Raw genomic sequence first — 3227 nt, 5'->3', positions numbered from 1 at the left:
TTTAAAATCTAAATAACTAATATAAGAAAGTATTTCCTCTTCGAATAATAGAATATCCTTACTTTTTTCGTATAATCTATGAGCCAACTGTGTAACAGCTATTTTTTCTTGTTCTTCACTCCCTGAAACTTGATGATTTAGTAAATAATTAATACTAACCATAAAATAGCTTGCAATTTTTTTTAACATATCAAAGCTAGGTTCTTTTTTTCCAAGCTCCCATGCGGATATTGCACTTCCTGTTACTCCTAACTCTTTACCCAATTTACTTAGACTAATCCCTTTTGAATTTCTTAATTTCCTAAGATTCTGTCCAAAAACATTTCCTTCCAATCAGATCAACCTTTCTATTTTTTAATAACTTTATTTTTCATTTTATTGATGAACCTTTTTTCTTCTTCTTTTTTATATTCATCTGTTTTCATATAACAAGGGATACACATATTTCCTTTATCATATTCTAACGCTAACGCTGTTACTTTAACTTCATTATTACATTTTTTACAAATTGTGGTCTCATCTTTTATTTCGTTATACTTGTTGATTAGTTTATTAGAGCCATTTAACGAATTAATTGCATTTACTAACCTTGCTACTTCTAAATCATTTGAAACCAACCATTCTATTGATCCTATATAAGTTTGATTATTAATTGTAAACCAATCACACCCAGCATCATCTATTATTTTCCCGTTTTCTTTTGTAGCATCCAGTACAATTTTCCACATTTTTTCTATCAGTAAGTCTTTTTCAGTTTTATAAATACTTTTCATGATTACTCTCTCCTTTTTAAGTATATTTTTCATTTTCTTTTTCCCTTCCTTCATCACACTTCTTTCATCTGAACAGCCAAATGTACAATAATTCATCACATGAACACCAAAACTATCTTTTCCATGTGTTATGTAGCGTTCAGGGTTTCCACACATATCACATTCGCCAATTGAATCATGTTTTTGTTCCACACCTTACACCCCTTTCTTTATACATTTCACAAAAATTGATTCTGAAAAGAATTTAATATTTGTGACCTATCACTTTTGGGATCTATTATGAATAACTTTTTATTTTTTAATGCTCGATTTAAACATTCCATAGCTTCATAAAAAAAATACGTTGCACTCATTCCAGTTAGAAATTTGTCATCAGTTACCAATTTAAATTTTTCCACATTATTATTGTCACATTCTTTGCACCTTCCATTAATTTCAGAAATTTTATTTTCCACTCCACAATTTCCACATTCAAAAATCATAATTTCACCTTCCTTAAAACTGATTTATAGTAATCACTTTTGGGATAATATGTAAAATCTTTTTTTGTATAGAAGTTAATTATTGAACACTTAAAAGTGACAACCTATATCCTTATTATATCAAGGTTTTTAAAGTGTCACAAGAGGGTATACCCAAAAGTGACAAAAATATTGAAATCTTTTCCAAAACATTTTATAATATATATTGAATACACATTAGGAAAGGAGTGGGGATTTTGAAGAATATATTTTCTGTTTTCACAAAAAAAGGGAAGACTAAGGGGGATTCTAAATTTATTGGTAAATCTGGAAAAGATGAACAAACTGATACGTATAAAAAATTTTTAAAAGCAATAGAAAGAATGAGCAATTTGGAAACTCTTAATAAACATTCTAAGGTAGTTGGAAGAACCGACAATGGTTTGAGTAGATGGTTTGAGTAATCTAAATATCTTCCTAAAATTTATTACACTTGACAATTTTAGAAACAATAAATAAAATTACGTTATAACTTGCTCCTTTCATGGAAATTTATTGTTTTTTGCTCGACACTTAAAATAAAAAATTTCTCATAAGGTCGATAGGCCGAATGGTTGCAAGTTTTAGTTATTTTCTTTAGAACCACTTTTTGTCTTGCCGGACGCGGTGGTTGTTATTATGCATTATCTTTTAGGGCTACTCCGCTTCCTACGGCGAGGGGTAGCTCTTTTAATTGACTTTTTTCATTATAAAAAGTAGAATTTAGTTAAGTTCAAACAAAAATTTCATTAGGTTATTTCTTCTTTAGAAGGGAGAACCTAAAAAGAAAAGATGCGTCAACATCTTTTCTAATAATTGCTACTGTTAAAGTGGTTGTTATTATGCATTATCTTTTTCTATACCTACGTTTGTGCTTTGGTCGGTGAAACGTAGGTAAAATCCACTTTTGTATTCCGATAACCAAAAGTGGATGAAATAACACTCGTTGTTCCAACAACGAGTGTTATTTTTTTTACTTTTTATTAATCCTATGTATATTGAGTGTACATCCAATATACATTTATGCTATAATATACGTATAATAGAAATGGAGGTGTTTATTACGATAAATGTTAATTTTATCAAGGAAGGGGATTTTCGCTCACTAAACAAGCCATATAAAATTGAATCTACTATTAAAACAGATTTCACTTCACCATATCCTTACATGATTCATTTGGAGATTCATTACAATGAACAGGATTTCCAAAAATACATAAGAAGAATAATAGAATCCTTTAATATTTATCTTTATATAAAAAAGCGATCCAGTTTATTCGCAATGATAAAAAAGGAGTCTTACAAAGTAATTTTAGATTCAATACCACCTGAACTATATGGAATACCAAAATTTGAAAATAATAATAAGTTTATTAAAAGAATTAAAGAAAGTGATAATTGGTTTTATTTTAAAAACCATATCTTAGCAAAAGAGGTGAAAGATACAATTCCATCTGTTTTCGAAAAATTTTTAGAAAAACAATATGAAGTATATAAAAGATTAAAGTTAAAAAGCTAAATAATAACATTAATGGAAAAACTTGAATTCCTCTTGTTTTTTGGTATAATTATTATATCGAAACACTTATTTAAACCAATGATTGTTTTGATTTGGCAACGCGCATAACAAAAACCTAAATAAGAAACGTCTTAATGGGATCTAAGGCGTTTCTTATTTTTATTTATAATTACTTCTGTCTTTTATCTTATTCTTTATATAAAATTATATAGGGTGATATTTTATGGATTATACAGACAATGAATTGTTAAATATTTTAGTAGACACATCTAAACGTTTAGGGAAAACCCCTCGTGCAAAGGATGTAAGCCAATATGGAACCATTGTTTATAGATTTGAGTCTTGGAACAAAGCTTTAAAAAAAGCTGGTTTGTCTGTTAACAGAGAACGTTCTTATACTCATATCCCTAATGAACAACTTATTTCTATCGTAAA

Annotated in this window: 6 protein-coding genes; 3 read left to right on the top strand and 3 right to left on the bottom strand. The window is 28.3% G+C overall.

Annotated elements, in window-relative coordinates:
- From MR107_RS29530 to MR107_RS29520, 3 genes are all read right to left on the bottom strand, one after another.
- On the bottom strand, nt 1-333 hold a 333-nt coding region (locus MR107_RS29530; protein WP_242293107.1), incomplete at its 3' end, for a helix-turn-helix domain-containing protein.
- A gap of 14 nt (nt 334-347) precedes the next feature.
- Nucleotides 348-965: a hypothetical protein gene (locus MR107_RS29525; RefSeq protein ID WP_242293106.1), complete on the bottom strand. Its 618-nt coding sequence runs from the start codon at nt 963-965 to the stop codon at nt 348-350.
- A 26-nt stretch (nt 966-991) separates the two neighbouring features.
- The gene (locus tag MR107_RS29520; protein WP_242293105.1) at nt 992-1255 is read right to left on the bottom strand and encodes a hypothetical protein; all 264 of its coding nucleotides are present in this window, start codon (nt 1253-1255) and stop codon (nt 992-994) included.
- A gap of 236 nt (nt 1256-1491) precedes the next feature.
- Between MR107_RS29520 and MR107_RS29515 the strand changes: the two genes are divergently transcribed.
- From MR107_RS29515 to MR107_RS29505, 3 genes are all read left to right on the top strand, one after another.
- The gene (locus MR107_RS29515) at nt 1492-1698 is read left to right on the top strand and encodes a hypothetical protein (RefSeq protein WP_242293104.1); all 207 of its coding nucleotides are present in this window, start codon (nt 1492-1494) and stop codon (nt 1696-1698) included.
- Nucleotides 1699-2327: 629 nt separating this feature from the next.
- Nucleotides 2328-2792 (top strand): hypothetical protein, encoded by a 465-nt coding sequence (locus MR107_RS29510; protein WP_242293103.1) that lies wholly within the window; start codon nt 2328-2330, stop codon nt 2790-2792.
- Between the two features lie 223 nt (nt 2793-3015).
- Nucleotides 3016-3227 (top strand): homing endonuclease associated repeat-containing protein (locus MR107_RS29505; RefSeq protein WP_368738399.1); only part of this gene is annotated, 212 nt, incomplete at its 3' end.

The sequence above is a fragment of the Bacillus cereus group sp. BfR-BA-01441 genome, from assembly GCF_022663075.1.
GTDB lineage: Bacteria > Bacillota > Bacilli > Bacillales > Bacillaceae_G > Bacillus_A > Bacillus_A cereus.
This window is presented reverse-complemented; position numbering and strand designations above follow the sequence as displayed.

Coding starts and splice junctions, on each gene's coding strand:
- MR107_RS29520 (WP_242293105.1), bottom strand. CDS start 1,255: ATGATTTTTGAATGTGGAAATTGTGGAGTGGAAAATAAAATTTCTGAA.